We start from the raw sequence: 23488 nt of genomic DNA on the forward strand, positions 1-23488 counted from the left end.
CCGGGCTGCTCGCCGTGGCGGCCCCCGGCAGGTCCGCGGGCTGCCCGGATCGCCGGTCCACAGGTTGCTGCCCGCGCGTCGGGCACCGGTCGCCGGATGAGTCGGAGGCCCCCGACGGGCGGGGGCCTCCGGTCCTCCTCAGCGTCAGGTCACCGGCCGGAGCAGGTGATCGTGGGCAGCCCGTTCGTTCCGGTGCTGCTGGCCGTGAAGCCGAACGTGGTCGTCTTCTCCGGCGCGACGGAGCCGTTGTACGCGGCGTTGGTGACTGTCACCGTCGACCCGCTGGTGCTCAGCGTGCCGTTCCAGACCTGCGAGATCACCTGGCCGTTGGGCCAGGTCCAGCTCGCCGCCCAGCCACCGTAGGTGCGGGTGCTGTGGTTCATGATGGTGACCTCACCCTGGAAACCACCGGACCAGGCGCTGACCACCCGGTAGACCGCCATGCAGTCGCTGTTGCCCGGCGGTGCGGTGGTCGGGTTCGGCGGCGTGGTGGTCGGGTTCGGCGGCGTCGTGGTGGGGTTCGGCGGCGTGGTGGTCGGGTTGGGCGGCGTCGTGGTGGGGTTCGGCGGGGGAGTGGTGGGGTTGTTACCGCTGCCGACCCCGGTCACCTGGCCGCTGCCGCCGTCGAAGGTGACGTCCGAGCAGCCGAAGAAGTTCTCCTGGCTGTCCGAGCGGACCCAGCGGGAGTAGATGATGTGCCGGCCGGACTTGCCCGACGGCAGGTTCCCGCTGAAGTAGTAGTGCCCCTCGTTGGTGCCCGACGCGCCCTGCTGGGGCGGGTTGGTCACCGTGAGGAACGGCTCCTCCAGGTCGCTCCAGGCCAGCGGCCGGGTCGGGCTCCAGCTGTCCTTCGTCACGTAGAAGTAGAACGTGCCGGGGTGGTGGGCCCAGTTGCTGTACTTGAAGTCCAGCCGCGCGCCGGACGTCAGGTGGGTCAGCGGCCAGTCGGTGCGGGCCAGGTCGTACCCGGCGAAACCGGTGTTGCCACCGCTGCACAGCTTGCCGTCGGGAATGAAGCCGACGGTGCGTCCGCCGGCGTCCGAGCGGAGCACGCTGAACCAGTTGTAGAGGGAGTTGGTGCCGCTCTGGGCGACGGCGGCGGAGCAGGCCGGGTTGTTCGGCCTGATCTCGCCGGTGGGGGAGAGGCCGTCCTGCCAGCACAGGTAGGTCCGGCTGCCCGGAACGATCGGCGTGCCGTGCGCGGCGGCCGGTTCCGGTTGCACCGTCAGGGCGACGGCCCCGAAGGCGAGGGTGGCGGCCGCGGTGAACAACGCGGCCGTACGGGAACGGAGCACGAGCTTCTCCTGATCCGCGGGGGTGGCGTGAGCGCCTGCCCCGCACAAGGTGAGGGATGCGTCGGTCGCGGCTCTGGCCGGCGGCCCGACAGGGGCCGGCGGGCGAGTGCCGTCGGCGGTCCGTGCCCACGGACCGGTGCCTCTCGCGTCTGACCCCAGCTGATCGCCGAGCGGGTGCGGCAGCCCTCCGCGCCGGCCCGGCACAGTAATACCATCACGTCCGGACGAACCGCGCAATAGTCGTTGCTCGATGGGTAGGGTCCGGTTGCCCGGCCGGCCCCGATCGGCGTGGGCCGTTGTGCCAGCCTGGTAGCCGGACGACGAGGCGCTGGGAGGCGACGTGGGATACGCGGTGGTGCTCGGTGAGGCGCTGATCGACCTGCTGGACGCCGAGTGCGAGGGTCGGCCGGTGTTCCGCCAGGCGATCGGCGGCGGCCCGCTCAACGTCGCCGTCGGGGTGGCCCGGCTCGGCGGCACGGCCCAGTTCGTCGGCTCCCTCGGCGACGACGTGCTCGCCGGCCGGATCCGCGACTTCCTGGCCACCGCCGGGGTCGGGCTGACCGGGGCGGTCACCGTCGCGGCACCCACCACGCTGGCGGTGACCACGCACACCGGGGCCGAGCCGGACTTCCGGTTCTACGGCGACCCGCCGTCGTACGGCCTGCTCGCCGCCGCCGACCTGGACGTGGCGCTGGTCGAGGGCGCGGACGTGCTCTACTGCGGCTCGATCGTGCTGTTGAGCCCGCCCACGCTCGCCGCCGCACGCCGGGCCTGGTCGCTCGCGCCCGGCCTGCGGGTCTTCGACCCCAACGTCCGCCCCCGGCTGCTGGCCGGTCCGGCGGAGCTGGCCGGTCTGCGGGAGGTGGTGGTGGAGTTCGCCGCCGGGGCGCACCTGGTGAAGCTCAGCAGCGCCGACGCCGCCCTGCTCTGGCCCGACGAGCCGGTCGAGGGGGTCGCGGCGTACCTGCGGGAGTTGGGTGCGGGCACGGTGGTGGTGACCCTCGGCGCGGACGGTGCCCTGGTCGCCGCCGGCCCCGACCCGGTCCGGGTGCCCGCCCCGAAGGTGCGGGCGGTGGACGCCACCGGCGCGGGTGACTCGGTGATGGCCGCGCTCGTGGCCGAGCTGCTCGTCGACGGCGAACCGACCGCGCCGGCCGACTGGCACCGGCGGGTGGCGTTCGCGCTGCGGGTCGCCGGCCTGGTCTGCGAGTCGCCCGGCGGCGCGGTCGCCATGCCCACCCGGGACGAGGTGCGCCGCCGCTTCGCCGCCTGACCGCCGCAGCCCCTCGCGGTCGCCGGACCGCCCGATCGCCCGGTCGGGCGACGGCGGGCGGCCGGCGGGTGGGCGGTCAGCGCCGACGCCGGGCGGTCAGCCGGCGGCCGTCAGGGGGCGCCGTCGAGTTCGAGGTAGCCCCGGCGGGCGGCGACCAGGCCGGGGCGGGCACCGAACGGGGAGTCGGCGGCCACCCGCTCCGGCGGTGCGCCGGCCGTGTGGGCGGCCCGGATCAGCCAGGCCAGCTCGACCAGCCGGGCGTGCTGGGCCCGGACGAACTCCGCGTCCACCGGTTCCCCGTGGCCGGGCACCACCACCGTCGCCGACGTGGTCATCCGCAGCAGCTCGGCGACCGCGTCCGGCCACTGCAACGGGTACGACTCCTCGAACGCCGGTGGCCCGGACTGCTCCACCAGGTCCCCGGCGACCAGCACGTCGGCGTCCGGCACGTGCACCACCAGATCCGCGTCGGTGTGCCCGTGACCCGGGTGCCGCAGCACCACCCGCCGGCCGCCGACGTCCAGCACCGTCTCGGTGTGCACGGTGTGCGTCGGGGCCAGCAGGGTCGTCCCGGCCAGCTCGGCGGCGAGCCCGGGATGCTCCGCCCGCATCTCTTCCCAGGCCGCCCGGCGCAGCCGGTCCGGCCGGTCGCGGAGCGCGGCGGCGGCCACCTCGTGCGCGTACACCGGGCGGGGTGGGTCGGTGGCGAGCGTCGCGTTGCCGAAGCAGTGGTCGAAATGGTGGTGGGTGTTGACGAGCGTCCACGGGTGTGGGGTGACCGCCCGCGCCGCGGTGGCCAGCGCGGCGGCCTGCCCGGCGGTGGACAGGGTGTCCACCAGGAGCGCGGCGTCGTCGCCCACCACCAGCGTGACGTTGACGTCGAGCAGCGGCTCGCGCAGCACGTGGACCCGGTCGGCGATCTCGGTGAACCGGAACGTCATGACAGCCGTGCCGCCCGCGCGACGAAGCGCTGCCGGTCGACGAGCGCCCGTTCCACCCGGCCCGACGCCACCGTCGCGTCGCCGTCGGTCACCGCCACCTCGAACAGCAGCCGTCGGCCGTCGGCCTCGACCAGCCGGGCCTGGGCCACCACGGTCCGCCCGACCGGGGTGGCGGCCAGGTGGGCCAGCTCGACCCGGACCCCGACCGTGGTCCGGCCGGCGGGCATCCCGGCTGCCGTCGCGGCCACCGTGGCGGCCTCGGCGAGGGCGAGCACCCGGGGGGTGGCCAGCACCGGCACGTCACCGGAGCCGACGGCCTGCGCCGTGTCGGCCTCGGTGACGGTCAGCTCGACCTGGCCGGTCAGCCCCGGCGGGAAGGGTTCGTCCGGCTGCTCCTGCATGGGGATCAGCCTAGTGGGCGGGGCACCGGCGTCGGCCGGGAGACCGGCGGCCGGTCGACCCCGACGTCGGGCGGTCCCGCGTGCGGCGGCCACCCGACAGGTGGTCGGCGGTGGTCGATACGTTGCCCACCGTTAACCTTGACCGCGATGGCCGTTGTGACTGAGCCCCCGCCCCCCGTCCCGTCCGAGTCCGTCGGCGCGCCCGCCGGTGGACGTCGCCGCGTGATCGCGATGTCCGTCTGGGGCGTCGCCTTCGTGGTGACCTGGCTGGTCATCGGCCTGCCGACAGACCCGGCGTACGCCTTCTGCTGGATCTGGGCCGGCACCGTCGCCTGGAACTGGGGTCGGCCGTGGCGCAGCCACCTGGCCTTCGCCCGGGACTGGATCCCGGTGGTGCTGCTGCTCGCCTTCTACAACCTCTCCCGGGGCTTCGCCGACAACGGCCGTACCCCGCACGCGTACGAGTTGATCGTCGCCGACCGGGTCATGTTCGGCTGGGCCACCGGGGGCGAGGTGCCGACGATCTGGCTCCAGCAGCACCTCTACCGCCCCGAGGTGCACTGGTGGGACGTGCTGGCCAGCTGGGTCTACTTCTCCCATTTCGTGGTGACGCTGGCCGCCGCCGCCGTGCTCTGGCTGCGCAGCCGGGAGCGCTGGGGTGCGTACATGCGGCGGTGGGGGTTCCTCTGCGCCGCCGGCCTGGTCACCTACTTCGTCTACCCGGCCGCGCCGCCGTGGTGGGCGGCGCAGAACGGCCTGCTCACCGAGGTCGCCCGGATCTCCACCCGGGGTTGGAAGGAGTTCGGCATGCACGGCGCGGGCAACCTGCTCAACGCCGGGCAGATCGCCTCCAACCCGGTCGCCGCGATGCCGTCGCTGCACACCGCCTGGGCGCTGTTCGTGGTGCTGTTCTTCCTGCGGTCGACCCGCCGACGGTGGTGGCCGCTGTTGCTGGCGTACCCGCTGGCGATGACCTTCACCCTGGTCTACAGCGGTGAGCACTACGTGATCGACGTACTTGTCGGCTGGGCGTACGTGGGGATGACGTTCCTGGTCGTCGGCCTGGCCGAGCGGGCCTGGCGGGCCCGCCGCGCCCGGCGGGCCGGCAGCGACGACGACCGGGCCGGTGCCGCCGAGGCCGCGCCGGTCACGCCCGCCGTCGTCGGGTCGGAGGCAGCCGGTCGCTGACCTGCCCAGCCCTGCGTGCCACGCCGGGTCGGCCGCCGCCCGTCGCGGCCGAGCCCGGAGGGTCGGGGTCGGGCGAGCAGGTCGCGGGCGCGGTCAGCGGGCGCGGCGGGCGGCGTGGGACCGCGCGGTCAGTTCGGCGGCGAGCGCCCAGGCCTGGGCCAGGTCACGGTCGTGCGCGGCGGCACCCGACCCGCCGGCGGTGTCGACGTGCACCGTGGCCAGCCGCAGCCGCCGCTGCGCCGGCCCCTGCACCACCCGCACGCTCTGGATCCGGGCGTACGGCACCAGCGCCACCTGCCGGGTGAGCAGGCCGGACCGGACGGCGAAGACCCGCTCGTGCAGCCCGGCGCCGAGCACCCGGGCGCTGAGCGGGCGCAGCCAGCGGGCCCGGGTCGGCGGCGGCGTCAGCGGCAGCGCGGTCAGCCGCACCCCGGGCAGCACCTCGTCGACGATGGCCGCGCCGACGGTCAGGTCACCGACGGGCAGCAGCCGGTCGGGTCGGTTGCGGTCGTCGGCCTCGCCGCCGGAGTAGCCGGCGACCTCCAGCCGCAGCCGCAGCCAGCCCTTCATCCGCCAGAGCAGCGGCCAGGTCACCCCGACGGTCTGCACCCGTTCCAGCGGCACGGTCTGCATCCGGGTCTCCAGCAGGCCGTTGTGGATGCGTAGCCGGTCGGACTCGCGGGCCAGTCGGAAGTTCCAGTCGTCGAGGACCCGGCGGACCGGTTGCAGCAGCACGCCGGCCATCGCGGTGAGGGTGCTGGCCACCGCGATGAACGACCAGGATCCCTCGGAGAGGAACTGCGCCACCACGAAGGCGACGCCGAACGGGAGCAGGAAGGCCTGCGGGGTGAGTAACTGGCTGACCAGCAGGTCGGTGTTCGTCACCGCGTGCAGCGGCCGACCCGCCGGCTCCCGGTCGGTCGGTGCCGGCACCGGCGCGGCGTCCGCCTCCGCACCCCCTGTCGACGGTGCCGCGTCGGCGGTCGTCCGGTCGGGGGTGCCGGCGGCCACGGCGAGCAGCCGCTGCCTCAGCCGGTCCGCGTCGACGACCGAGAGGTACGCCAGCGGCGCCTCGGTCTTGCCGCCGCCGACCACCTCCAGGCGCAGCTCGGCCAGCCCGGTGAGCTGCGCCAACAGCGGGCGGACCACCTCCACGGCCTGCAACCGCTCCAGCGGGATCGCCCGGGTACGCCGCCACAGCAGACCCTCGTGCACCCGCAGCTCCCGCCCGACGACGTGGTAGCCGGTGTTGTACCAGCTGACCACCGCCAGCACCGTCGCACCCAGGGCGAGGGCCGCCACCAGCACCGCGAACCACCCGAAGCCCACCCGGGACAGCGTCGACCAGGAGAGGCCGGCGATCACCACCGCCAGGGACTTCGCCCCCTGTAGAACGGGGCTCAATGGGTGCAGCCGCTGCCGCGGCTCGGCACCGCCCGCCCCCGCAGGGGAGCCCGGGGCGCTCGGGAACCCCGGGACCGCCGGGTGGGCCGCGCCGGGGCCGGGACGACCGTCGGTCACAGCCCCTCCGCCCGGTCCTCACCGAGGGCGGTGAGCCGGTCACGCAGTCGGGACGCCTCGGCCGGCCGTAGGCCGGGGACCCGGGCGTCGGTGGCCGCCGCAGCGGTGTGCAGCTGCACGGTGGCCAGGTCGAAGGCGCGTTCCAGCGGGCCGGCGCTGACGTCGACGAACTGCATCCGCGAGTACGGCACGATGGACAACCGGCGGACCAGCAGCCCATGCCGGACCAGCAGGTCGTCGGCGCGCTCGGCGTACCCCCAGGCGTGGACGGCCCGGACGATCGTCACCGCCCGCCAGCCGCCGCCGAGCAGCACCACGGCGCAGCCCGCACCGAACAGCCAGTGCCCCTGCAACGCCCAGCCCAGCGCCAACCCGACCAGCAGCACCGCCAGGCCCAGCGCCAGGCGGAGCAGCTCCACCCAGATCAGGTCGGTCGAGATGGGCTGCCAGCGGACGGTGTCCGGCCAGGGTTCGAGGGCGCTCACCGGGGACTGGGGTGGCTCGGCAGCGTTCACGCTTCGAGGGTATGCGATCCGGGGAGCGCGGCGACCTCACGGAGGAACCCGCGAGCGTCGAGAAAGTCGCCGAGGCTGCCCCGGTGGGCCGGGCAGGCGAGCCAGGTCTTGCGTCGGTCGGGGACGTGCAGTCGGGGATTGTTCCAGCGCAGGGCCCAGACGGCGGGCGCGCGACACCCCCGGGACGAACACACGGGAGCCTCGTCGGCGGGGGTGGGATCGGTCACCAGGGGAGTGTAGGCACGCCCGGGACCGGAAGTTTGAGCGCCGGGCGGCCACGGGGGGAGCCGCCCGGCGACGGGGTGAATCGTACACGCGGCAGACCCCTTCGTGTCCAGCCTCGTTCAGTGATTCGGTGATCCGGACGGCGTGCCCGAAATCGGGTTCTCCCCACCTCGGCTCTCAGCCGGGCATGCGAGTCTTGTTACCGCACCACGCCACGACGACCGATCATGCTGTGGAGGACCGGTGGCCCAGCCGACCACGCCCGACGCCCCGACCCCGAACGGGACGGCCCCCGAGACATCTGCGACGGTGACCACCCCCGCCCAGGACGCCACTCTGCTGGAGCGCGCGCTGTTCGAGATCAAGCGGGTGATCGTGGGGCAGGACCGGATGGTGGAGCGGATGTTCGTGGCGCTCCTGGCCCGGGGGCACTGCCTGCTGGAGGGGGTGCCGGGGGTGGCCAAGACCCTGGCGGTGGAGACCCTGGCCCGGGTGGTGGGTGGCGAGTTCGCCCGGGTGCAGTTCACCCCGGACCTGGTGCCGGCCGACATCATGGGCACCCGGATCTACCGGCAGTCGACCGAGAAGTTCGACGTCGAGCTGGGCCCGGTCTTCGTCAACTTCCTGCTCGCCGACGAGATCAACCGGGCCCCGGCCAAGGTGCAGTCGGCGCTGCTGGAGGTGATGAGCGAGCGGCAGGTCTCCATCGGCGGCCAGACCCACCGGGTGCCCGATCCGTTCCTGGTGATGGCCACCCAGAACCCGATCGAGCAGGAGGGCGTCTACCCGTTGCCGGAGGCGCAGCGGGACCGCTTCCTGATGAAGATCGTCGTCGGGTACCCCACCGACGCCGAGGAGCGGGAGATCGTCTACCGGATGGGGGTCGCCGCCCCCGTGCCGGCGCAGGTGTTCACCGCCGACGACCTGCTCGCCCTGCAACGCAAGGCCGACCAGGTCTTCGTGCACAACGCGCTGGTCGACTACGCCGTCCGGCTGGTGCTGGCCACCCGCAGCCCCGCCGAGCACGGCATGCCCGACGTGGCCCGGCTGATCCAGTACGGGGCCAGCCCGCGCGCCTCGCTCGGCCTGATCCGGGCCACCCGGGCACTGGCGCTGCTGCGCGGCCGGGACTACGCGTTGCCGCAGGACGTCCAGGACATCGCGCCGGACATCCTGCGCCACCGGCTGGTGCTCAGCTATGACGCGCTCGCCGACGACGTGCCCGCCGACCACGTGGTGCACCGGGTGATGTCGACCATCCCGCTGCCCTCGGTGGCGCCCCGGCAGCAGGCGTCCGCGCCGCCGCCGGTCAGCGGCCCGCCGGCCGCCGGTTGGCCCGGGCAGCGGCCGTGACCACACCGGTACGCCCGGCCGACGCCGGTGGGGAGCGGACCGAGGCGGTGCTGTCCCGGCTGCAACTGTTGGTCACCCGTAAGCTCGACGGCCTGCTCCAGGGCGACTACGCGGGTCTGCTGCCGGGGCCGGGCAGCGAGGCGGGGGAGTCCCGCGAGTACCGCCCCGGCGACGACGTACGCCGGATGGACTGGCCGGTCACCGCCCGCACCACCACCCCGCACGTGCGGCGTACGGTGGCCGACCGGGAGTTGGAGACGTGGCTGGCGGTGGACCTGTCGGCGAGCCTGGACTTCGGCACCGGCCGGTGGCTCAAACGGGACGTGGTGGTCGCCGCGACCGCCGCGCTGACCCACCTGACCGTGCGCGGCGGCAACCGGATCGGCGCGGTGATCGGCACCGGGGAGCAGGCGCCGCCAGCGCCCGCCCGCCGGTGGCGGCCCGCCCCGCCGCCGCCCACCGGGCCGGGGGTGATGACCCGGGTGCCGGCCCGCTCCGGCCGGCGCGAGGCCCAGGCGCTGCTGCGCGCGGTGGCGCACACCCCGTTGCGACCCGGGCGCGGCGATCTGGGGGCGCTGGTGGACCTGCTCAACCGGCCGCCGCGCCGGCGTGGCCTGGCCGTGGTGATCTCGGACTTCCTCGCACCGCCCGCGCAGTGGGGTCGGCCGCTGCGTAAGCTGCGGGTCCGGCACGACGTGCTGGCCATCGAGGTGGTCGACCCGCGCGAGCTGGAGTTGCCCGACGTGGGGGTGCTGCCGGTGGTGGACCCGGAGACCGGGGAACTGCACGAGGTGCAGACCGCCGACCCGCGACTGCGGCGGCGCTACGCCGAGGCTGCTGCCGCCCAGCGCGGCGCGATCGCCGCCGAGTTGCGCGCCGCCGGCGCCGGGCACCTGATGTTGCGTACCGACCGAGACTGGCTGCTGGACATGGTGCGATTCGTGGCCGCCCAGCGGCACGCCCGCACCCGGGGGACGACGCGATGATCCGTTTCATGCAACCGTGGTGGCTGCTGGCGCTGCTGCCGGTGGTGGCCCTGGCCGCGGCGTACGTCTGGCGGCAGCGCCACCGCCGGGCGTACGCGATGCGGTTCACCAATGTGGACCTGCTGCGTACCCTCGCGCCGAAGGGGTTGGGCTGGCGGCGGCACGCGGCGGCGACCGCGCTGCTGCTGGCGATGGTGGCGCTGGCCACCGGGATGGCCCGGCCGGCGATCGACACCCAGGAGCCGTTGGAGCGGGCCACCGTGATGCTCGCCATCGACGTGTCGTTGTCGATGCAGGCCGACGACGTGTCGCCGAACAGGTTGGAGGCCGCCCAGGAGGCGGCGAAGCAGTTCGTGGGTGAGCTGCCGGCCAGCTACAACCTGGGGCTGGTCTCCTTCGCCAAGGCGGCGAACGTGCTGGTGGCGCCCACCAAGGACCGGGCGGCGGTGACCGCCGCGATCGACGGGCTGACCCTGGCCGAGGCGACCGCCACCGGCGAGGCGGTGTTCACCTGCCTGGAGGCGATCCGCTCGGTGCCGGCGGACGGCGCGGCCGGGATCCCCCCGGCCCGGATCGTGCTGCTGTCCGACGGTTTCCGCACCTCGGGCCGGTCGGTGGAGGAGGCCGCCGCGGCGGCGCAGGCGGCGAACGTGCCGGTCTCCACCATCGCGTTCGGCACCGACTCCGGTCAGGTGGACATCGGGGGCCAGTTGCAGCGGGTGCCGGTGGACCGGCTGGCGCTGGCCCAGCTCGCCGAGACCACCGAGGGCTTCTTCTACGAGGCGGCCTCGGTCGCCGAGCTCAAGCAGGTCTACCAGGACATGGGCTCGTCGATCGGGTTCCGCACCGAGCCGCGCGAGATCACCCAGTGGTACGCGGGGGTGGCGCTGCTGCTGGCACTCTGCGCGGGCGGGCTGAGCCTGCTGTGGACGTCCCGGATGCTGTGACGCGGGCGGGCTGACCGGTGGCGCCCCGGGCCGGGTGCTCGGGCTGACCGGTGGCGCCCGGGCCGGGTGCTCGGGCTGACCGGTGGCGCCCGGGCCGGGTGCTCGGGCCGGTCGGTGGCGCCCGGGCCGGGCGGGCCGGTGGTGGTCAGTGACCGCCGCCGGCCAGCACGAACACGACGGCCACCCAGACGGCGGCCAGGGTGAAGCTCAGGGGGGCGACGTAACGGCTCATGAACGGCTCCGGTGGCGACTGGACGGTCCGCGGGGCGGGCGGACCGCAGGGGGTTGGTCAGGGCGCACACACGAAGTCGTGACCGGGCTGCTCCACCGTGGGACCGGCACCCGCCGAACCTCCGGCTGACGGCCGAGGGTGCAGCGGTGCGGTGCGGGGAGCGGGAGCTGGGTCAGCTCAACCGACTGAGTCGTGGCTCAGCGGGGCTGACGGAGGGCCCGGCCACGACTGGGAGGATCGCTATCTCGCACAGCGATCACCTCCTGCGGTCGGCGGGGCCCAAAACGCGAGCGGCATTCGGCTCGCGGACGCCGATCATCGTACAACGGGGAGGCCGGGGACGCGTAAACGACTGGCCGGCACCGGTCCGGTGGACCAGGAGTGACCCGACGGACCCGGCCGCGACGCCGGCTGGCGGTGCAGGCCAGTCGTCGGGGGCGGGTCCGCACCGGCCGGGCCGCGCCGCCGCGCCACGGCGGGTACGTCGACGGCGGACCGTTAGCGGTTACCTGTCGGTAACGCCTAGGCTCCGACCGGAATGATCAGCGGAACCGAAGGGGGACCCGTGGCCCGTACCGTGCTGGTGACCGGCGGCAACCGGGGAATCGGACTGGCCATCGCGCAGGCCTTCGCCAAGCAGGGCGACCGGGTGGCGGTCACGCACCGCAGCGGCGACGCCCCCGAGGGGCTGTTCGGGGTCCGCTGCGACGTCACCGACTCCGCCTCCGTCGACGCCGCCTTCACTGCCGTCGAGGCCGAGTTGGGCCCGGTGGAGGTGCTGGTGGCAAACGCCGGCATCACCGACGACACGCTGCTGATGCGGATGTCCGAGGAGCAGTTCACCGGGGTCGTCGACACCAACCTGACGGGTGCCTTCCGCTGCGCCAAGCGGGCCTCGTCCAAGATGCTCCGGGCCAAGTGGGGCCGGATGATCTTCATCTCCTCGGTGATCGGGCTCTACGGCGGTGCCGGCCAGGTCAACTACGCCGCCAGCAAGGCCGGTCTGGTAGGGGTGGCCCGCTCGATCACCCGGGAGCTGGGCGGCCGCAACATCACCGCGAACGTGGTCGCCCCGGGCTTCATCGACACCGAGATGACGGCCAAGCTGCCCGAGGACCGCCGCACCGAGTACCGCAAGGTCATCCCGGCCGGCCGGTTCGCCACACCGGACGAGGTCGCCGGGGTGGCCACCTGGCTCGCCTCGGACGCCGCCGGCTACATCTCCGGTGCCGTCATCCCGGTCGACGGCGGCCTCGGCATGGGTCACTGAGAACGTACGGAGGAAGCCAACACATGTCAGGACTGCTCGCCGGAAAGCGGCTGCTGGTCACCGGCGTCATCACCGACGCCTCGATCGCCTTCTCGGTGGCGAAGCTCGCCCAGGAGAACGGCGCCCAGGTCGTGCTCACCGGCTACGGCCGGCTCTCGCTGGTCGAGCGGATCGCCCGCCGGCTGCCCCAGCCGGCGCCGATCATCGAGCTGGACGTGACCAGCCCCGAGCAGCTCGCCGGCCTGGCCGACCAGGTACGCGAGCACGTCGACGGCCTCGACGGGGTGGTCCACTCGATCGGCTTCGCCCCGCAGAGCTGCCTCGGCGGCGGCTTCCTCGACGCCCCCTGGGAGGACGTGGCGACCGCGCTGCAGGTCTCCACGTACTCCTACAAGTCGCTGGCCATGGCGGCCCTGCCGCTGATGTCGCCGGGCGGGGCGGTGGTCGGGCTCACCTTCGACGCCACCAAGGCCTGGCCGGTCTACGACTGGATGGGCGTGGCCAAGGCCGGTCTGGAGTCCGTGTCCCGCTACCTCGCGGTGCACCTGGGCAAGCAGGGCATCCGCAGCAACCTGGTCGCGGCCGGGCCGCTGCGCACCATGGCGGCGAAGTCGATCCCCGGCTTCGAGCAGTTCGAGCAGGCGTGGACCGAGCGTTCCCCGCTCGGCTGGAGCCTCACCGACCAGGAGCCGGCCGCCCGCGCCTGCCTCGCGCTGATGTCGGACTGGTTCCCGGCGACCACCGGCGAGATCGTCCACGTCGACGGCGGGTACCACGTCCTCGGCGCCTGACCGCCACACGGAGGGGCCCCGCTCCCGGGGCCCTTCCGTCATGTCCGCCGACCAGGGGGCGTCGTCGGACCGTCGCCGGGCGCGGGGGAGAATGCACCCCATGTCGTACGACGCATTGGTGCTGGTCTCCTTCGGTGGCCCGGAGCGGCCCGAGGACGTGCTGCCCTTCCTCCAGAACGTGACCCGGGGGCGGGGGGTGCCGCCCGAACGGCTGGCCGAGGTCGCCGAGCACTACCTGCACTTCGGCGGGGTCTCCCCGATCAACGAGCAGTGCCGTGAGCTGCTCGCCGCGATCCGGGCGGACTTCGCCGCCCACGACGTCGACCTGCCGGTCTACTGGGGCAACCGGAACTGGGATCCGATGCTCGCCGACACAGTGGAACACATGCGCGGCGACGGGATCACCCGGGCGCTCGCCTTCGTCACCAGCGCCTACGGCGGTTACTCGTCCTGCCGGCAGTACCAGGAGGACATCGCCGCCGCGCGCGCCGCCGTCGGCCCGGACGCCCCGGTGATCGAGAAGCTGCGGCAGTTCTGGGATCATCCCGGCTTCGTCGAGCCGCACGCCGACGCGGTGCGCGCGGCGCTGGGCAAGCTCGACCCGGCGCGGCGGGACACCACCCGGCTGGTCTTCACCGCGCACTCCATTCCCAGCTCGGCGGCGGCCACCGCAGGCCCGCAGGGCGGCCGGTACACCGCGCAGTTGGCCGAGACCGCCCGCCTGGTGCACGCCGCCGCCGCGCCCGACCTGCCGTACGACCTGGTCTGGCAGAGCCGCTCCGGCCCGCCCCAGGTCCCGTGGCTGGAGCCGGACGTCAACGACCACCTGACCGCCCTCGCCGGGCAGGGCGTGACCGGGGTGGTGGTCAGCCCGATCGGGTTCGTCTCCGATCACCTGGAGGTGGTCTGGGATCTCGACACCGAGGCGTCGGAGACGGCCACGCAGCTCGGCCTGGACTTCGTCCGCGCCGGCACCCCCGGCACCGATCCGAGGTTCGTGACCATGGTCCGCGAACTGGTGGCCGAACGCACCACGCCCGACGGGGAACGGCTTCGCCGTCGCCTCGGTGAGCTGCCCATGTGGGACACCTGTCCGACCCCGTGCTGCGTGTCGGCCGCCCGCCGCCCCTGATGACGACCCGCCCGCTCCGACACCCCCTTGGGACGACAGATGCTTGACCGCAGACCGGTACAGAGCTGGCTCACCGACATGGACGGCGTGCTGGTGCACGAGGGGCAGCCGGTTCCCGGCGCGCCGGAGTTCATCAACCGGCTCCGGTCGTCCGGCAAACCCTTCCTGGTGCTGACCAACAACTCGATCTACACCCCGCGTGACCTCCAGGCCCGGCTCACCCGGATGGGTTTCGAGGTGCCCGAGGAGGCGATCTGGACGGCGGCGCTGGCCACCGCCCAGTTCCTCGCCGACCAGCGGCCGGGTGGCACCGCGTACGTGATCGGGGAGGCGGGGCTGACCACCGCGCTGCACGCTGTCGGCTACGTGCTGACCGACTTCGCCCCGGACTACGTGGTGCTGGGGGAGACCCGCACCTACAGCTTCGAGGCGATCACCAAGGCGGTCCGGCTGATCAACGACGGGGCGCGGTTCATCTGCACCAACCCGGACGTCACCGGCCCGTCGGTGGAGGGCGCGCTGCCCGCCGCCGGCTCGGTCGCCGCGATGATCTCCAAGGCGACCGGGGTGGAGCCGTACTTCGTCGGCAAGCCGAACCCGATGATGATGCGCTCGGCGCTGAACACCATCAACGCGCACTCGGAGAGCACCGCGATGATCGGCGACCGGATGGACACCGACATCCTGTGTGGACTGGAGGCCGGGTTGGAGACGATCCTGGTGCTCACCGGGATCAGCACCCGGGCCGAGACGGAGCGTTACCCGTACCGGCCGTCCCGGATCGTCGACTCGGTGCTCGACCTGATCGACGAGATCTGAGCCACGGCGGTCCGGCGGCACGAACCGGTGCCGGAACCGACCCGGTCAGCGCGCGGCGGTGGGACGGGCGGCACGGGTGCGGTCACGGGCGTGCGGGGTCAGGAGCCGTGCGGGGTCAGCGGCGTGCGGTCAGGGGCGGAGCGGGGCGTTGCAGGCGGCGACCAGCGCCTGTCGGCAGGCGGTGGTGAGCGGGCGCAGGGCGGCGTCGCGCTGCTGGGCCTCGTGGTTGTTGACCGCCCCGCCGGGCGCGCTCTCCCCGGCCAGCGCGAGCACCCGGTCGACCACGGCGGCGCGGGCGAAGAGCCGCCGGGAACGCGGGTCGAACCCGGGTGGCAGGTCGGTGGCGCCGTCCGGGCGACGCAGCGCGGCGAGCGCCCCGGCCAGCTCGGGCCGCCACTGGGCCACGTCGAGCCGGGTCAGCGCGGCGGTCGACTCGGCAAGCGCGGTGGCCAGTTCGGCTTCCGCCTCGGCCGCTCCCGGTGCGGTGAGCGACGCTCTCGGCGCGTCGGCCGGCAGCGGGTAGACCCGCCACAGCACCGTCTCCCAGGTCATCCCCGAACCCGAGGTGTGGCTGCGCACCTCGGGGATCAGCCCGAGCCCGCCGGCCACCACGGCCTCCCCGGCCAGCAACGCGGCACCGGCGAAGTCGCCCGGACCGGGCAGCCCGCGTGGGTCGCCGGGGGCCGGCAGCACCAGCCGGATCTCGTCGGGGGAGAGCTTGGCCAGCGCCGGCAGGGCCTCCCGCAACGGCACGTCCCGCCAGGTGCCCGGGGCGTCGGCGACCAGGTGCTCCTCGTCGCCGGCGACCGACTCGGTCACCTCGTCGAAGGGCACCAGGCCGGCCCGCCAGGCGCGTACCCAGGCCACGAAACGGCTCGACCGGCGCGCGGCCAGGGTGGCCGCGCCCGTTGCGGGGGAGGACATGCCGAAAGGGTACGTGCTCCCCGCCGCCCCTGTCTCGACTGCCGTGTCGTAGGTCGCCCGGCCGGCCCACCGCGCGGGTGGGCGCGTCGGGAGGTGCCGGGGCGCGGCGGGGGTTAGCGTGATCGACATGGCGGGGCGATACGGCGAGGACGTGCTGGCGGGCGACTGGCGGCGGCGGAAGGTCACCCCCGAGGTCGACGCCGAGGTGGATCTCGTGGTGGAGGACGCCGACTCGGGGTTCTGCGGCGCGGTGGTCGGGTTCGAGTCGGGCGCGGTGGTGCTGGAGGACCGGCACGGCCGTCGACGCGTCTTCCCCCTGCTGCCTGCCGCATTCCTGCTCGACGGGAAACCGGTGACCCTGCGAAGGCCGGTCCGTGCCCCGGTTCCCGCCGCCCGTCGCCGTACCGCCTCCGGGTCGATCGCCGTGGCCGACGTCCGGGCACAGGTGGCCAAGGCCAGCCGGATCTGGGTCGAGGGGGTGCACGACGCCGCCCTGGTGGAGCGGATCTGGGGGGACGACCTGCGGGTCGAGGGCGTGGTGGTGGAGCCGCTGGACGGCATCGACGCCCTCGACGCCGAGGTGGGTGCCTTCGCGCCCGGCCCGGCCCGCCGGCTCGGGGTGCTCGTCGACCATCTGGTGCCCGGCTCGAAGGAGAGCCGGATCGTGGCCCGGGTGGACTCCCCGTACGTGCTGGTCACCGGCCATCCGTACGTCGACGTGTGGCAGGCGGTCAAACCGGCCGCGCTGGGCATCCGGGCCTGGCCGGTGGTGCCACCGGGCCGGCCCTGGAAGGAGGGCGTCTGTGCGGCCCTCGGGGTGGCCGAGCCGGCCGACATGTGGCGGCGCATCCTGTCCCGGGTGGACAGCTTCGCCGACGTGGAGACCCCGCTGATCAACGCGATGGAACGCCTGATCGACTTCGTCACCGAACCGGACCGCACCGCCGCCGGCTGACCTGCGTCCGGCCCGCCACCTCGCCGGCCGGACGCCCGCGACCGACCCGGGCACGGCGGGCCCGGCCACCCGTGGGCGCCGGCCGGCCCCGCGTGCCCGTCCGGGTGATCCGGTCAGGGTTCCTGGTCGGGGGTGCGGGTGAAGACGAAGGTGCCGATGTCCAGGCCCACCGCCCGCCCGTCCGGGTCGCGGAGCACGGCGAGGACTTCGCCGTCCTGGTCCCCGGAGCGACCACGCCAACGGTCCGGTCCCTCCCGGGTGAACCGGAGCGTCGGGTTGCCGACCCGACCGGCCCACAGCTCGCCGGCCGGGTCGGCCCGGACCTCGTACTCGATGCCCATCCACCACCAGCGGCCGGTCAGCTCGGCCAGTTCGGCCGCGGGTGGGGCTGCGGCCGGTCGCCAGGGCGTGACCGGCGTCGGCTCGGCGTCCAGGACCAGGGTGAGCAGTTGCCGGGACAGCCCGCCGATGTGGCCGGTGCGGAACCCGTACGAGTTGGCGTAGCCGACCACGGCGGTCCGGCTGGGCCGGTGCACGGTCAGCGCGGCGACGTAGCCGGGCATCGAGCCGCCGTGGCCCACGTAGACCCGGTCACCGTCGCGGTACAGCTCCAGCCCCAGGCCGTGCCCGCCGCGCCAGGAGTCCAGGTCGTTGAGCATCACCGGGGTGCACATCTCGGTGAGGGTGTCGGCGGCCAGCACCTCGTCGGTGGGGTCCGCGAGGAACGCCGCCCACCGGGCGAGGTCGGTCACCGTCGACCAGAGCTGCCCGGCGGGGGCCATCGCCCCGGTGTCGGTGCGCGGCTCCTCCCGCAGGGTGTCGTGCCAGGGGTGCACCACGTAGCCCGGCGCGTAGGGCTCGGTGGGGTGGTAGGTGGTACGCCGCATACCCAGCGGGTCGAGGATCCGGGCGGTGAGCAGGTCGGCCCAGGGCGTCCCGGTGACCCGCTCCAACACCCCGCCGAGCAGCCCGTACGCCAGGTTGGAGTAGTGGTAGCCGCGCCAGGCGGGGTAGCCGACCTTGTCCGTGGTCACACCGGCGACCAGGGTGGCCAGGTCGGTGCCCCCGGTCCGCTCCCACCACGGGCCGTCGGGCTCGCGTAGCAGGCCGCTGGCGTGGCCCAGGAGTTGGCGCAGGGTGAGCCCGCCGACGGCGGTGCCCGGCAGGTGCCGCTCCAGCGGGTCGTCGAGGGTGACCCGGCCGGCGTCGCGTTCCCGCAGCAGCAGCGTCGCGGTCATCGTCTTGGTGATCGAGCCCACCCGGTACTGGAGGTCGGCGTCGGGGCGCGGGTGGTCGCCGGCCGCGGCCAGGTGGACAAGCGTCCCGTCCCGCACGATGCCCAGCACCAACGACGGCGTACGCCCCGCGGCCTGGGCCTGGGCCACGACGGTGTCGATCCGGCGGACGGTCTCGGAGAGCAGGGTCACCATCGGCTCCTCCACGGCGGTCGGTACGGGCCTGGATCGAGCTTACTGATCACGAGAAGTGGGTGGATTCGCGTGGACGTGTCACGATCGGGGGGTGGACGCCGTGGTGTGGATCGTGCTGGGTGTGCTGTTGGCCGTCGCCGAGATCTTCACGACGACGCTGTTCCTGATCATGTTCGCGGTCGGTGCGTTCGCCGCCGCCGGAGCCGCCGCGCTGGGTGCTCCCGTCGCGGTGCAGGCGGTGGTCTTCGCCGTGGTGTCGGCGTTGACGGTGGCGCTCGCCCGGCCGACCATCCGCCGGCACATGCGGCCGTCGGTGGACACCGGTGAGCAGCCGTTCGGGGTGGAGGCGCTGGAGGGCGCCACCGCGTTGGTGATCGAGCAGGTCGACGCCGAGCGGGGCATGGTGAAGATCGACGGCGAGTTGTGGACGGCGCGTCCGTACGACGCGACGCAGACTTTCGAGCCCGGTGTGCGGGTGCAGGTGATAAAGGTCCGGGGCGCCACCGCCCTGGTGTGGCAGGACGACATTTCCTCCCCCGGCGAGCTGCCGGAAGCGAAAAGGTGACGGTATGGAATTTCTAGCGGTCCTGTTGGTGGCCGTGGCGTTGATCATGGTGGTGACGCTGGCGAAGGCGGTACGCATCGTGCCGCAGCAGCGTCAGGACGTGGTGGAGCGACTCGGCAAGTACAAGCGCACCCTGAACCCCGGCCTGAACCTGCTGGTCCCGTTCGTGGACGCGGTGCGTACCAAGGTCGACATGCGGGAGCAGGTGGTCAGCTTCCCGCCGCAGCCGGTGATCACCTCCGACAACCTGGTGGTGTCGATCGACACCGTCCTCTACTACAAGGTGGTCGACGCGGTCCGGGCCACCTACGAGATCGCCAACTTCATCCAGGCGATCGAGCAGCTGACCGTCACCACGTTGCGTAACGTGATCGGTTCGCTCGACCTGGAGCGGGCGCTGACCAGCCGCGAGGAGATCAACAGGCACCTCTCCGGCGTGCTCGACGAGACCACCGGCCGGTGGGGCATCAAGGTCACCCGGGTGGAGATCAAGGCGATCGAGCCACCGGCGAGCATCCGCGACTCGATGGAGAAGCAGATGCGTGCCGAGCGGGACCGCCGGGCGGCGATCCTCACCGCCGAGGGGCACAAGCAGTCGCAGATCCTCACCGCCGAGGGTGACAAGCAGTCCGCGGTGCTGCGCGCCGACGGTGACCGGCAGGCCCGGATCCTCCAGGCCGAAGGTCAGGCCAAGGCGATCCGGACCGTCTTCGACGCGATCCACACCGCCAATCCGAGCCAGAAGGTGCTGGCCTACCAATACCTCCAGGCGCTGCCGCAGATCGCCAACGGCACGGCCAACAAGGTCTGGATCATCCCGACCGAGCTGACCAAGGCCCTGGAGGGCATGGGCGGTGCGCTGGGTGGGCTCAGCCGGATGGTCGGCGACGAGCCGGCCCCGGAGGCCAAGCACAGCGCCGGCGAGGTCGAGCGGGAGGCCGCCGAGGCGGCCCAGGCGGCGGCCATCGCCGCCCAGCAGATCCACGACGAGGTACGCGTCGCGGAGGCGCAGGCCACCGGCGGCAAGGTGCCGCAGGGGCTGCCGGCACCCGAGCCGGTCTCCCCGGCCAGTCTGGTCAGCGACCCGGCCGACCAGCGCGAACGGGCCTGACCCCGACGCCGCCCACCCCGGGCGGCAAATGCGAGAAACGCTCATCCGGTGCCCCGGTGCCTGCCACGATCGGTCCTGAGGGACGGGTGGTGGTCAGGGACCGGGGCGCCGATGCGTCGCATGCCCCCCGTCGGAGCAGACGGGTGACGCGTTCCGGCCCACCCGTCGGAGCAGACGGGCGCTGCCTTGCGTGTCGCCCGTCCGAGCGGACGAGGTGAGGCATGAAGGACCTGTTCTCCCGTACCCCGGTTCCCGGCGCACACGACCCGGCAGGGCCGCTGGGCACCCGGCGGACCGGTGGCGGCTTCGGGGTGCTGCCCTTCGTCGGCGACCCCGGCCCGGCCGCGCCTGCCACCGACGCCAGTTGGGCCTGGTCACTGCGCCGGCTGTCCCGCGCCTCGGTCTGGCTGCTGCCCGCGTACGCGGTGCTCTACGGGCTGGTGGCGATGGCCAGCGACGGCGGGGTCGGCAACGACCCGTACCCGGCCGACGGCCGACCGCTCTACCTGCTCGGCTGGGTGGCCGCGATCTGGCTGGGGCTGCTCGCCCTGCTCGCGCTCACCGGCCTGCTCGCGGCCACCCGCAGCCGGCGGGGCGCGGTGGCGGGCCTGCTGGCCAGCATCGGCGGCACGGTGCTGATGCTGCCCTTCGCCGGCCTGACCGAGCAGGCCCCGGTCTTCGGCACCACCGCCCGGATGCTGGTGCTGGTCGGGGCCACCTGCTACAGCGCGGGATGGCTGCTCACCGGCTGGGCGGTGGCCCGCAGTGGTGTCTTCGCCATCGGCGACGGGGCGATGCTGATGATCGCCGCCCCGCTGCTCGGCCTCGGCGGCGCGCTGGTCGGCTCGTTGCAGACCTTCGGCGCGATCTTCGTGCTGATCGCCGGCATCGGCATCGGCTACCGCTCCGGCCGCCTGCTTCCCGCCGCCACCGCCCGAGACGCCGCCACCGCCAGCCTCACCACCCCCACCCCCACCCCCACCCCCACCCCGCCCCGGCTCGTCCCGCCCCGGTGATCAAGAGGTTTTGGTCAAAATTCCGTTCGGAGAGCCCTCAAACTTCTTGATCACCGATCCGGGGGCGGAGAGGACGCGGCGGGCGGCCGGGGAGGGAGCGGGACGTGGGGGACGTGGGGGACGGGAAGGTTGGTGGGGGACGGGAGGGTGGTGGGGTGGGGAAGTCGCTGGCAGGTTACGGTGAGTTACCTGACAATCGGGTGGTGGAGTGGGCCGCTGGTCGGTGCGGTGGCAATGCTTACGCCCATGTCCTCACCCCGGACGCCGCTGACGCGGCTGCTCACCGTGCTGCTCGCCGGCCTGCTGGCCGGTCTGGTCCTCGCGGTCGCCGCGCTGCCGGGCAATCTGCTCGCCGGAGCCGCCACCAAGGCGGTGCTCGGGGCGTTCGACGACCTGCCGGCGGCGCTGCGCACCCCGGCCACCCCGCAGCGCTCCTACCTCTACGCCAACGACGGTAGGACGCTGCTCACCACGTTCTACGACGTCAACCGCACCGACGTGGCGTTGGCCGAGATCGCCCCGGCACTGCGGCAGGCGATCGTCGCCGCCGAGGACCGGCGCTTCTACTCCCACGGCGGGGCAGACCTGCGGGGCATGGCCCGTGCCCTGGTCGCCAACGTCACCGGCGGCGGCACCGCCCAGGGCGGCTCCACGCTGACCATGCAGTACGTACGCAACGTGCTCAAGTCCGACCCCACCCGCACCGCCGAGGAGCGGCAGGCGGCCACCGAGCAGACCGTCGGGCGCAAGCTCCAGGAGATCCGGTACGCCACCGAGCTGGAGAAGACCCTCGGCAAGGACGAGATCCTCAACCGCTACCTCAACATCGCCTACTTCGGCTCCGGGGCGTACGGGGTGGCCGCCGCCAGCCAGCGCTACTTCGGCAAGACACCGGCCGACCTGACCCTCGCCGAGTCGGCGCTGCTGGCTGGCCTGGTCCAGTCCCCCGACGCGTACAGTCCGATCGACGGTGACCGGGACGCGGCGCTGCGGCGGCGCGGGTACGTGCTCGACTCGATGGTCGCCACCGGCGCGATCACCGCGGCCCAGGCCGACGTGGCCCGCGCCGAGAAGCTGACCCTGCGCCCCACCGCCCAGCCCAACGGCTGCACCGCCACGGCCACCGCCGACGCCGGTTTCTTCTGCGACTACCTGCGCCGCTGGTGGCTGGAGCAGCCCGCCTTCGGCGCGACCGCGCAGGAGCGGGAGCAGGCGCTGCGTCGGGGCGGCTACACCGTGGTCACCTCGCTCGACCCCGACGTGCAGGCCACCGCCGTGGCCGAGGCCCGCAAGGTCTACCCCGCCGACGACAGGCGGGCCCTGCCGATCGCCGCCGTCGAGCCCGGCACCGGCCGGGTCCTCGCCCTGGCCGTCAACCGGGAGTACGGCGTGGGCGACGGCCAGACCGTCAACCCGCTGGTCTCCGGTGGCGGCAGCATCGCCGGCTACCAGGCCGGCTCGACGTTCAAGCTGTTCACCATGCTGGCCGCGCTGGAGAACGGTCGTACCCTGTCCACCGGGTTCGACTCGCCGAGCCGGCTGACCACCCGGTTCCCCGCCGAGGGCGAGGCCGCCTGCGACGGTAAATGGTGTCCGGCCAACGCCAACCCGGCGCGGATGGACGGCTACCGGATGATGTGGGACGGCTTCGGCCGCTCGGTGAACACCTACTTCGTCTGGCTGGAGGAGCAGGTCGGCCCGGCCAAGGTGGTGGAGATGGCCCAGCGCCTCGGGATCACCTTCCGTGCCCAGGCCGACGCCGACCTCGCCGCGCACGACGCCGACGACTGGGGGGCGTTCACCCTCGGGGTGTCCGCCACCACTCCGCTCGACCTGGCCAACGCCTATGCCACCGTCGCCGCAGAGGGGACGTACTGCGCCCCGACGCCTGTGGTGTCGGTGACCGCCCCGGACGGCACGACGGTGCCGGTCGGCGAGCCGTCCTGCCGGCAGGCGCTGTCACCGGACGTGGCGCGGGCCGCCACCGACGCGGCCCGCTGCCCGGTGGGCCAGCAGTCGGCGTACGGGCAGTGCAACGGCAGCACCGCCGGCGGGGTGGACCGGATCGTCGGCCGTCCGGTGGCCGGCAAGACCGGCAGCTCGGAGCAGAACGCCACCGAGACCTTCGTCGGCTTCACCCCGCAGGTGGCGGTCGCCGGCATCGCCGCCAACCCCGACGACCCGAGCGACGCGGTCGGCGCGGCGGTGCAGGGCGAGGTGATCACCGCGGTCGCCCGGACCATCCGCACCGCTGTCGACGGCCAACCGGTCCGCGACTTCACCGCTCCCAGCCGGGAGCTGGCAGGCAACCCGCAACGCCCGTCGCCCCGCCCGTCGCCCAGCCTGCCGCAACCGGACCAGGGCCTCCCCTCGGACCTGCTCCGCTGGTTGCAGAACCGCCGAGGCTGAGCCGGGATCCGTGCGTGGCACATGATCTTCAGCGGTAGTGGCGAGGAGGAACCAGCGGGACCACCAGCCGGGCGCGGGGGCCGGGATGGTGGCCGTGCTGTCGACGGGCCGGGGTGTTGGCTGTGCTGTCACCGGGGCTGGACCGGGGTGCTGGCTGTGCTGTCGGGGCTGTTCGACGCGGGGCGGTGA

General features: G+C 73.8%; 22 protein-coding genes. 14 read left to right on the forward strand and 8 right to left on the reverse strand.

What is annotated here, in order from left to right; translation table 11 throughout:
* Window positions 1–149: 149 nt before the first annotated feature.
* Entirely contained in the window at window positions 150–1295 is a 1146-nt protein-coding gene (locus OHQ87_RS04080; RefSeq protein WP_328345077.1) for a lytic polysaccharide monooxygenase, read from the reverse strand.
* A gap of 340 nt (window positions 1296–1635) precedes the next feature.
* On the opposite strand from OHQ87_RS04080, the gene OHQ87_RS04085 reads away from it, so the two are divergent.
* Window positions 1636–2568, forward strand: a complete 933-nt coding sequence (locus OHQ87_RS04085; RefSeq protein WP_328345079.1) for a carbohydrate kinase family protein — start codon at window positions 1636–1638, stop codon at window positions 2566–2568.
* Between the two features lie 110 nt (window positions 2569–2678).
* Here the strand turns inward: OHQ87_RS04085 and OHQ87_RS04090 are convergent, their stop codons facing one another.
* Window positions 2679–3509, reverse strand: coding sequence for an MBL fold metallo-hydrolase (locus tag OHQ87_RS04090; protein ID WP_328345081.1), 831 nt, complete (start codon window positions 3507–3509; stop codon window positions 2679–2681).
* Window positions 3506–3910, reverse strand: a complete 405-nt coding sequence (locus OHQ87_RS04095; protein ID WP_328345083.1) for a thioesterase family protein — start codon at window positions 3908–3910, stop codon at window positions 3506–3508. Before OHQ87_RS04095 ends, OHQ87_RS04090 begins: the two co-directional genes overlap by 4 nt.
* A 147-nt stretch (window positions 3911–4057) precedes the next feature.
* Here OHQ87_RS04095 and OHQ87_RS04100 point away from each other — a divergent pair, with 147 nt between their 5' ends.
* A complete protein-coding gene (locus tag OHQ87_RS04100; protein ID WP_328345085.1) occupies window positions 4058–5098 on the forward strand; it encodes a phosphatase PAP2 family protein in 1041 nt (346 codons plus the stop codon).
* Window positions 5099–5191: 93 nt separating this feature from the next.
* Here the strand turns inward: OHQ87_RS04100 and OHQ87_RS04105 are convergent, their stop codons facing one another.
* Genes OHQ87_RS04105 through OHQ87_RS04115 form a run of 3 tightly spaced genes read right to left on the reverse strand, consistent with a single transcriptional unit; the run spans window position 5192 to window position 7361 of the window.
* Complete coding sequence (locus tag OHQ87_RS04105) at window positions 5192–6619, reverse strand: PH domain-containing protein (RefSeq protein ID WP_442930674.1); 1428 nt, start codon at window positions 6617–6619, stop codon at window positions 5192–5194.
* Window positions 6616–7134 (reverse strand): PH domain-containing protein, encoded by a 519-nt coding sequence (locus OHQ87_RS04110; protein WP_328345087.1) that lies wholly within the window; start codon window positions 7132–7134, stop codon window positions 6616–6618. Before OHQ87_RS04110 ends, OHQ87_RS04105 begins: the two co-directional genes overlap by 4 nt.
* Window positions 7131–7361: a hypothetical protein gene (locus OHQ87_RS04115; protein WP_328345089.1), complete on the reverse strand. Its 231-nt coding sequence runs from the start codon at window positions 7359–7361 to the stop codon at window positions 7131–7133. Before OHQ87_RS04115 ends, OHQ87_RS04110 begins: the two co-directional genes overlap by 4 nt.
* Before the next feature lie 241 nt (window positions 7362–7602).
* Here OHQ87_RS04115 and OHQ87_RS04120 point away from each other — a divergent pair, with 241 nt between their 5' ends.
* From OHQ87_RS04120 to OHQ87_RS04150, 7 genes are all read left to right on the forward strand, one after another.
* The gene (locus OHQ87_RS04120; RefSeq protein ID WP_328345091.1) at window positions 7603–8712 is read left to right on the forward strand and encodes an AAA family ATPase; all 1110 of its coding nucleotides are present in this window, start codon (window positions 7603–7605) and stop codon (window positions 8710–8712) included.
* Window positions 8691–9698 carry a DUF58 domain-containing protein gene (locus OHQ87_RS04125; RefSeq protein WP_328345093.1) on the forward strand — a complete coding sequence of 336 codons (1008 nt, stop codon included), beginning with the start codon at window positions 8691–8693 and terminating at the stop codon, window positions 9696–9698. Before OHQ87_RS04120 ends, OHQ87_RS04125 begins: the two co-directional genes overlap by 22 nt.
* Entirely contained in the window at window positions 9695–10645 is a 951-nt protein-coding gene (locus OHQ87_RS04130; RefSeq protein ID WP_328345095.1) for a VWA domain-containing protein, read from the forward strand. Before OHQ87_RS04125 ends, OHQ87_RS04130 begins: the two co-directional genes overlap by 4 nt.
* 797 nt (window positions 10646–11442) lie before the next feature.
* Complete coding sequence (fabG, locus tag OHQ87_RS04135) at window positions 11443–12147, forward strand: 3-oxoacyl-ACP reductase FabG (protein WP_328345097.1); 705 nt, start codon at window positions 11443–11445, stop codon at window positions 12145–12147.
* Window positions 12148–12170: 23 nt separating this feature from the next.
* Window positions 12171–12938: an enoyl-ACP reductase FabI gene (fabI, locus tag OHQ87_RS04140; protein ID WP_328345099.1), complete on the forward strand. Its 768-nt coding sequence runs from the start codon at window positions 12171–12173 to the stop codon at window positions 12936–12938.
* A gap of 100 nt (window positions 12939–13038) precedes the next feature.
* Window positions 13039–14070, forward strand: a complete 1032-nt coding sequence (locus tag OHQ87_RS04145; RefSeq protein ID WP_328345101.1) for a ferrochelatase — start codon at window positions 13039–13041, stop codon at window positions 14068–14070.
* A gap of 39 nt (window positions 14071–14109) precedes the next feature.
* The gene (locus OHQ87_RS04150; protein ID WP_328345103.1) at window positions 14110–14889 is read left to right on the forward strand and encodes an HAD-IIA family hydrolase; all 780 of its coding nucleotides are present in this window, start codon (window positions 14110–14112) and stop codon (window positions 14887–14889) included.
* A 129-nt stretch (window positions 14890–15018) separates the two neighbouring features.
* Here OHQ87_RS04150 and OHQ87_RS04155 read toward each other — a convergent pair whose 3' ends face one another.
* A complete protein-coding gene (locus OHQ87_RS04155; protein WP_328345105.1) occupies window positions 15019–15813 on the reverse strand; it encodes a hypothetical protein in 795 nt (264 codons plus the stop codon).
* Window positions 15814–15940: 127 nt separating this feature from the next.
* Here OHQ87_RS04155 and OHQ87_RS04160 point away from each other — a divergent pair, with 127 nt between their 5' ends.
* The gene (locus OHQ87_RS04160; protein ID WP_328345107.1) at window positions 15941–16768 is read left to right on the forward strand and encodes a DUF3097 domain-containing protein; all 828 of its coding nucleotides are present in this window, start codon (window positions 15941–15943) and stop codon (window positions 16766–16768) included.
* A 113-nt stretch (window positions 16769–16881) separates the two neighbouring features.
* On the opposite strand, the gene OHQ87_RS04165 is transcribed toward OHQ87_RS04160, so the two are convergent.
* Window positions 16882–18195, reverse strand: a complete 1314-nt coding sequence (locus OHQ87_RS04165) for a serine hydrolase domain-containing protein (RefSeq protein WP_328345109.1) — start codon at window positions 18193–18195, stop codon at window positions 16882–16884.
* A gap of 94 nt (window positions 18196–18289) precedes the next feature.
* Between OHQ87_RS04165 and OHQ87_RS04170 the strand changes: the two genes are divergently transcribed.
* From OHQ87_RS04170 to OHQ87_RS04185, 4 genes are all read left to right on the forward strand, one after another.
* Window positions 18290–18763 carry an NfeD family protein gene (locus OHQ87_RS04170; RefSeq protein WP_328345111.1) on the forward strand — a complete coding sequence of 158 codons (474 nt, stop codon included), beginning with the start codon at window positions 18290–18292 and terminating at the stop codon, window positions 18761–18763.
* A 4-nt stretch (window positions 18764–18767) separates the two neighbouring features.
* The gene (locus OHQ87_RS04175; protein ID WP_328345113.1) at window positions 18768–19874 is read left to right on the forward strand and encodes an SPFH domain-containing protein; all 1107 of its coding nucleotides are present in this window, start codon (window positions 18768–18770) and stop codon (window positions 19872–19874) included.
* Window positions 19875–20095: 221 nt separating this feature from the next.
* Window positions 20096–20890, forward strand: a complete 795-nt coding sequence (locus OHQ87_RS04180; RefSeq protein WP_328345115.1) for a hypothetical protein — start codon at window positions 20096–20098, stop codon at window positions 20888–20890.
* 180 nt (window positions 20891–21070) lie between these two features.
* Window positions 21071–23299, forward strand: a complete 2229-nt coding sequence (locus tag OHQ87_RS04185) for a transglycosylase domain-containing protein (protein WP_328345117.1) — start codon at window positions 21071–21073, stop codon at window positions 23297–23299.
* Window positions 23300–23488 lie beyond the last annotated feature (189 nt).

Source organism: Micromonospora sp. NBC_00421 (genome assembly GCF_036017915.1).
Lineage (GTDB): Bacteria > Actinomycetota > Actinomycetes > Mycobacteriales > Micromonosporaceae > Micromonospora.

What these genes read in the sequence shown, in the direction of transcription:
- OHQ87_RS04090 (WP_328345081.1), bottom strand. Translation starts at nt 3,509, where the DNA reads ATGACGTTCCGGTTCACCGAGATCGCCGACCGGGTCCACGTGCTGCGC.
- OHQ87_RS04095 (WP_328345083.1), bottom strand. Translation starts at nt 3,910, where the DNA reads ATGCAGGAGCAGCCGGACGAACCCTTCCCGCCGGGGCTGACCGGCCAG.
- OHQ87_RS04100 (WP_328345085.1), top strand. Translation starts at nt 4,058, where the DNA reads ATGGCCGTTGTGACTGAGCCCCCGCCCCCCGTCCCGTCCGAGTCCGTC.
- OHQ87_RS04130 (WP_328345095.1), top strand. Translation starts at nt 9,695, where the DNA reads ATGATCCGTTTCATGCAACCGTGGTGGCTGCTGGCGCTGCTGCCGGTG.
- fabI (WP_328345099.1), top strand. Translation starts at nt 12,171, where the DNA reads ATGTCAGGACTGCTCGCCGGAAAGCGGCTGCTGGTCACCGGCGTCATC.
- OHQ87_RS04145 (WP_328345101.1), top strand. Translation starts at nt 13,039, where the DNA reads ATGTCGTACGACGCATTGGTGCTGGTCTCCTTCGGTGGCCCGGAGCGG.
- OHQ87_RS04150 (WP_328345103.1), top strand. Translation starts at nt 14,110, where the DNA reads ATGCTTGACCGCAGACCGGTACAGAGCTGGCTCACCGACATGGACGGC.
- OHQ87_RS04155 (WP_328345105.1), bottom strand. Translation starts at nt 15,813, where the DNA reads ATGTCCTCCCCCGCAACGGGCGCGGCCACCCTGGCCGCGCGCCGGTCG.
- OHQ87_RS04160 (WP_328345107.1), top strand. Translation starts at nt 15,941, where the DNA reads ATGGCGGGGCGATACGGCGAGGACGTGCTGGCGGGCGACTGGCGGCGG.
- OHQ87_RS04175 (WP_328345113.1), top strand. Translation starts at nt 18,768, where the DNA reads ATGGAATTTCTAGCGGTCCTGTTGGTGGCCGTGGCGTTGATCATGGTG.
- OHQ87_RS04180 (WP_328345115.1), top strand. Translation starts at nt 20,096, where the DNA reads ATGAAGGACCTGTTCTCCCGTACCCCGGTTCCCGGCGCACACGACCCG.